Origin of the sequence: Mesorhizobium sp. (assembly GCF_004962925.1) — a bacterium.
Lineage (GTDB): Bacteria > Pseudomonadota > Alphaproteobacteria > Rhizobiales > Rhizobiaceae > Mesorhizobium.
Genome location: NZ_SUEO01000317.1, coordinates 1 through 5082, shown reverse-complemented (window position 1 = coordinate 5082; position 5082 = coordinate 1). Strand labels below are relative to the sequence as shown.

7 protein-coding genes and 1 pseudogene are annotated in these 5082 nt (G+C 61.2%); 5 read left to right on the top strand and 3 right to left on the bottom strand.

Annotated elements, in window-relative coordinates:
- Window positions 1-14 precede the first annotated feature (14 nt).
- The 3 genes from E5W87_RS33770 (at window position 15) to E5W87_RS33760 (ending at window position 1427) form a co-directional block, all read left to right on the top strand.
- Window positions 15-527 carry a PHB depolymerase family esterase gene (locus tag E5W87_RS33770; RefSeq protein ID WP_292407789.1) on the top strand — a complete coding sequence of 171 codons (513 nt, stop codon included), beginning with the start codon at window positions 15-17 and terminating at the stop codon, window positions 525-527.
- 506 nt (window positions 528-1033) lie between these two features.
- Window positions 1034-1228, top strand: a complete 195-nt coding sequence (locus tag E5W87_RS33765; RefSeq protein ID WP_292407786.1) for a hypothetical protein — start codon at window positions 1034-1036, stop codon at window positions 1226-1228.
- Window positions 1229-1277: 49 nt separating this feature from the next.
- Window positions 1278-1427: a KTSC domain-containing protein gene (locus E5W87_RS33760; RefSeq protein WP_292407783.1), complete on the top strand. Its 150-nt coding sequence runs from the start codon at window positions 1278-1280 to the stop codon at window positions 1425-1427.
- Between the two features lie 24 nt (window positions 1428-1451).
- Here the strand turns inward: E5W87_RS33760 and E5W87_RS33755 are convergent, their stop codons facing one another.
- Both E5W87_RS33755 and E5W87_RS33750 read right to left on the bottom strand, forming a co-directional pair.
- Window positions 1452-2144 (bottom strand): DUF6766 family protein, encoded by a 693-nt coding sequence (locus E5W87_RS33755; protein WP_367118906.1) that lies wholly within the window; start codon window positions 2142-2144, stop codon window positions 1452-1454.
- Window positions 2116-2262: a hypothetical protein gene (locus E5W87_RS33750; protein ID WP_292407780.1), complete on the bottom strand. Its 147-nt coding sequence runs from the start codon at window positions 2260-2262 to the stop codon at window positions 2116-2118. The genes E5W87_RS33755 and E5W87_RS33750 overlap by 29 nt, the downstream gene beginning before the upstream one ends.
- A 352-nt stretch (window positions 2263-2614) precedes the next feature.
- Here E5W87_RS33750 and E5W87_RS33745 point away from each other — a divergent pair.
- Window positions 2615-2809 (top strand): annotated as a pseudogene (locus E5W87_RS33745) (FAD-dependent oxidoreductase); the annotation flags it as partial.
- A gap of 348 nt (window positions 2810-3157) precedes the next feature.
- Here the strand turns inward: E5W87_RS33745 and E5W87_RS33740 are convergent.
- The gene (locus E5W87_RS33740; protein WP_292407777.1) at window positions 3158-4447 is read right to left on the bottom strand and encodes an IS110 family transposase; all 1290 of its coding nucleotides are present in this window, start codon (window positions 4445-4447) and stop codon (window positions 3158-3160) included.
- A 363-nt stretch (window positions 4448-4810) separates the two neighbouring features.
- Between E5W87_RS33740 and E5W87_RS33735 the strand changes: the two genes are divergently transcribed.
- Window positions 4811-5082, top strand: a 272-nt coding sequence (locus E5W87_RS33735; RefSeq protein WP_292407774.1) for a helix-turn-helix domain-containing protein, incomplete at its 3' end; no start/stop codon positions are given.

Here is a 5082-nt window from a genome sequence, read left to right as displayed (position 1 = left end):
TTTCGATTCGCCAGATGATCGAGACGATGGTCGTCACCCACGGTCTCGACCGAAGGCGAATCTTCATCACCGGCCTCTCGGCCGGAGGCGCAATGGCAGCGGCCATGCTGGCGACCTATCCGGAAGTGTTTGCCGGCGGCGCGTTAATTGCCGGCCTGCCCTACGGCAGCGCAACGACAATCCCGGAGGCCTTCGATCGCATGCGCGGCCACGGCGGTCCTTCGGAACAGGATCTGCAACGGGCCCTCCGCGGCGCATCGGATCATCGGGGACCGTGGCCGAGGATTTCGATTTGGCACGGTGCCGCTGACCACACGGTTTCGCCTTCCAACGCGGAAGCGATCGCAGGCCAATGGCGGGGAGTCCATCGGCTAGAGAAAGCGCCGACGCATCGGGAAGCTGCCGGACCGCACGCAAAGCAGGTCTGGCGTAACGGCGCGGGAGGAGCCTTGATCGAAATCAATATGATCGCCGGGATGGGCCACGGCACGCCGCTCCGCAACGGCCTCGGTGCTCCGGGGCCTTAAATGAATGATGTCGGCATCGCCTCCACACGCGAGATCGCGCAGTTCTGGGGGATCGCGGCCACGGATGAAAGCGCCTCCCGGAAATCGAGGCCGCAAGTGCCCGTCAACCAACCGCCACTACCCCAGTCACCGGCGCCAGGTATAGAAAATGCGAAGACGAAGCCCCCACCGTCGACTGCCGTCCATCAGTTCCCGCGTCACCCGGAATCGGGCCAACCTGGCGTGAATAAGATCATCGAGGATGCCCTGCGGGCAGCGGGCCTGATGCGGTAGGCGGGCGGCGCAAATCGCTCGCCGACTGTCTCGCCGGCCCGCGAAGGTCAAGCGGCTCCGACCAGGCAAGGGAACGCGTCGTTCTTTGGAATCGGTGACCGCTTTTCAGCGAGCAGTCCCCATGCACCTCGTCCAGATTCTGCTTCCCCGCGCGGACAACATCGGTCGCCCATTTGGCCGGGAAGATTTCGACCGTGTGAAGGAAGACCCTGGCCAGCCGTTTCGAAGGCGTCATGGCCTATCTGCAGGCGCCTGCGGAAGGTCAGTGGCAGGATGGCGAGCAGTCCAGCAAAGATGATATCGTCATCTTCGAAGTGATGGTGGATGATATCGACCTGCCGGACTGGCGCAAACGGCGCGCCGAGCTAGAACGGCGGTTCCGGCAGGACACGGTGATCACCCGCTACATGCCAAAGCCGCTCGTATAGAGGCCGTTATCGTGTAAGACCGAGTACGATCCGGAGAAGGGTTCTCTCGGTGTGGTTCGTCGCGAGCGGCAGGCGTTATGACTACGAGGCTGTGCCGCCGGAGACCTATGCGGCGTTCCGAAACGCCTCCGTAAAGGGCCGGTTCTTCAACGACCACTTTCGCGACCGTTTCCGGCACCGCCTGATTGCCGAAGCATAGCGATCGTTGCCTGCACGCGGAGACTCATGCGCCGGTTTCGGAGTTTGACGCGCCGGCTGGCTTTGATTCCGGGGAGCCCTTGTGGCGTAGGAAAATCGACAGCAGGACCAGGACGGCCGTCGACATGAATTCCGACTGCCAGTTCTGAAAGGACTCGAACCATAGCTGGGCGTCGAGAAGATAGTCTCCCAGGGATTGAACCTCGCCGCCGTGCCGAAGCGCCTCCTCGTTCGCGGCCGCCAGGCTCGCCCCCCAATGCAAGGCAAATGAGATGATGAACAGCAGGGCCAGCGCCAAGCCCAGCGAGTATGAATAGAGCCACGACAGGATCGGGTTGCGCCTGCGGGTGGCGGTCGGAAGTTCGTCCTCGGGCCGGTTGGGATCATCGGGATCACGAGACTCGGCGGAACCGCGCTGGAACAGCATTGCAGTCAGCATGACATAGGCCGACATCTGCAGGAATTCGCTTTCCCAGTTTTCGAAGAGCGCCGAGAGGAAGTCGCCGCTTTTCAAATAAGCCAACAGTCCGATCGCTGCCGAGCCATGCTCACGAAGTTCTTCATTGTAGGCAGAATGCCCCGACCAGATCATGCCGAGGGCGCTGAACAGGAACATCGCCACCAGGGCGATCGTAAGCCCGTTGTCCCGAACATGGTTCTCATGATCTTGTCTCCCACGGAGCCTCCGGCTAGCGCCAGTTCTCCAGAACCTCTTCAGTCCTCACCGCCTCGACTTGCTCGCTGAAGCGAGAGCGGTAGAGCTCCATCAGTGCGTCATGCGTCTGGTCGACCGAACTGCAGATGGCAGCCTCTGGCGCTTTATCAGGATTCTCCAAATAAGGGTCGCCGCTGCGCTTCTACAAACCGCGGTCGGCCTGACGGGTCGAGCGGTTCCATGGCCGCTTGGACGGCGTACGGCTACCTGTGGTTTCGTGTCGTCCTTGCGACCGATGGCCGGATGCACGCATTTCCTGGAGCCGAACGCATGCGAGATCGTTGCGGGTGAAATCAGTCTTTGGTGTCGTTCCGGCGCCGCGCGCCGCAGGCTGACCCGTCATGCAGGACGCTAGCCCACCTGCACCTGCAATAGCGGCGCGATCGATCTGAGCCCTTCTGCGCGGCCATGCTGCGCCTATCAAACTGCAAGGCTCGTTTAGGAACAATAGTCTTTGCCGCTCGTTCGGCAGCATGCTTAAATTTACCAGCCCACAGGCGTTCGATGTTGCAGTTGTCGGGGGAGGCCCGGCAGGGCTTGCGGCGGCGGTCTATCTCGCCCGGTTTTTGCGTTCAGTAATCGTCTTCGATGCGGGAGACGCACGTGCGAAGCTTATTCCCGATACGCACAACTGCCCGGGTTTTCCAGAGGGTATAAGCGGCAAAGACTGATCCCGCGTTCCCAAGGAGGACGTACAGTTCGCACGTCAGTATACGCTCGCCCAATTTGAAGCCCTCGATCTCATCTCCGGCCGCAGCCGGCCAGAACTCGGAGGAAACCCTGAGTACGTCGATATCGTTGGGTTGAACTTATATGAGGAGCGTCAATGTGGAACTGTCGTCAGGGTGACATTTTTTGCTTTCCGTCGGTTGTTGCGGCATCCACGGTCTGAGCCCGATTGCAAGACGCGGCTCGTTGCCAAGCCAGATCCAACTTATATACGGTCGCTGTTCGAGACAGCGGAACCAACATCCCGCTTGCGGCGGACAAGGGCTCAGGAGGACGAGACCATTCTATCAAGCGGCGTTTGAAGCCATACTCAACTGCGATTCGTCCCACCTGGATCCGCCAGGACTGATCGGGTCCTGGAAGATTGAGGAATTCGGTTGCGATCGGGGATCAGGCGGTCCTCTCAGGGCCCCCTCGATGACGACGCCGGCATTGACGTATTTCCACAGCGCGACAAGCAGCTTGCGGGCGAGTGCCACGATCGTCTTCTTCTTCAGACGACCATCGTTCTGCTTCACCCGCTGCTTGAACCACAGGCTGAGAGCTGAGTGCGGCTGATGGCGCAGCCACAGCCAGGCCACCTGGATCAGCGTCGTTCGCAGCCTTGGATTGCCGGCTTTCGAAACCCCCTGGTCGTGATCGACCGAGCCGCTCTGCCAGGGTGTCGGCGCAAGGCCGGCATAGGCAGCAACTTGTCGTCGGTTGTCAAAATGACGCGACAGCCCCTCCGACCACAAGACAACGGCAAACTCCGGCCCGATGCCTTTCAAGGCGAGCAGCATCGCCGGTGCCGGCAGCTCACAATCAGCGAAATGCGCAGAGCCGACCGGCGCGACAGCGAGCATGGCGTCGCGCTCGGCCTCGACTGCCTTGATCTGTCCGATCAGCAGCTCCAGCCGATCGAGTTCGCGGCTGATCTGCATCTTCAGATGCGCCGGCAATGGTCGGCCGTCGCCGGTCCTCAGCTCCTCGAGCCGCGTGCGCCGGTCGCGGCGCAGCGGCTGGTAGCCGGATACGCCCTGGCTGAACAGCAGGCCCTTGATGCGATTGACGTGGCGTACGCGCTCGTTCGTCAACGCCTTGCGCTCACGCGAGATGCGGCGACGGTCCTCTTCCTCGGGCGTCGGCACCCGCAGCATCGCACAGACGCGCGGCTCGCCCCTTTTATAGGCGAGCAGCGCGCGCACCAGCGTCTCACCGTCGATCTTGTCGGTCTTGGCCCGCCGCCGCCGGCGCGAGGTGGCAATCGACGCCGGATCGACGACGTGGCTTTCGATGCCCTCGGCCTGCAGCACGCGATGGATCCAGAAGCCGTCGAGCCCGGCCTCCTGGATCACGATGATGGGGAAGCAGCGCCCGGTCCGTGCCTGCGCCTTCCTCTTGAGCTCGGCAAACGGCGCCAGCAGGCCGGCGATGTCGTCGGCCGCCACCGCATGTTTCGACATCTTCTCGCCGCCGCCCGGCGACAGCGAGGTGATCAGCCATTTCGAACGGCTGAGTTCCAATGAGACGAAGATTGCGCCAAGATCAATGCGGATAGCGGTCGGCGCTTCAGGTCGTTCATTCGCAGCGAGCATGTTCGGCCTCTCCAGAGTAAGGTGTTGATTGAAAGCGACCTCACTTGTCACAGCGCGGATCGCTATCCACCTCCCTCATAGGATCTATTACATTCATAACCAGTTGATGGACGGGGATCTGCCTATATCATCGATCATCCAGAATACCGCCCCTTTCCGAGCTCGCGATCCAAATACACAATCGCACCGCGTTTCCCAAATCCGGGTGCTCGGATGGAGCTGTCAAAGATAGGAGCTTCCGGACGCTCTGGCCGGCAAAGCCACCGCTGCAATTTTGGAGACGTCTATAAGCCAGCGCGGCCGTTTTGAACAAACTGCATCCAAAAACATTGATGCTATGGGACCACATACTTTGGACATCCTATGGACCTCCCACGCAACGGTCATGGCAACCACTTGACGATCAACGCCACGGATGGACTGGAGGTGCTGAAGGGTCTTTCCTCCCGCGTGCGCATCAACATTCTCAAGCTTCTCCATTCGCGCGGGCCGCTCAACGTCAACGAGATCAGCGACGCGCTATCGCTGCCGCAGTCGACGGGCGCGACAAACGTTCAGGTGCTGGAAAGCTGCGGCTTGATCCGCACCGAAACGGTGAAGGCGACCAAAGGCCAGCAAAAGATTTGCGCGGCGCG

What these genes read in the sequence shown, in the direction of transcription:
- E5W87_RS33770 (WP_292407789.1), top strand. Translation starts at nt 15, where the DNA reads ATGATCGAGACGATGGTCGTCACCCACGGTCTCGACCGAAGGCGAATC.
- E5W87_RS33765 (WP_292407786.1), top strand. Translation starts at nt 1,034, where the DNA reads ATGGCCTATCTGCAGGCGCCTGCGGAAGGTCAGTGGCAGGATGGCGAG.
- E5W87_RS33740 (WP_292407777.1), bottom strand. Translation starts at nt 4,447, where the DNA reads ATGCTCGCTGCGAATGAACGACCTGAAGCGCCGACCGCTATCCGCATT.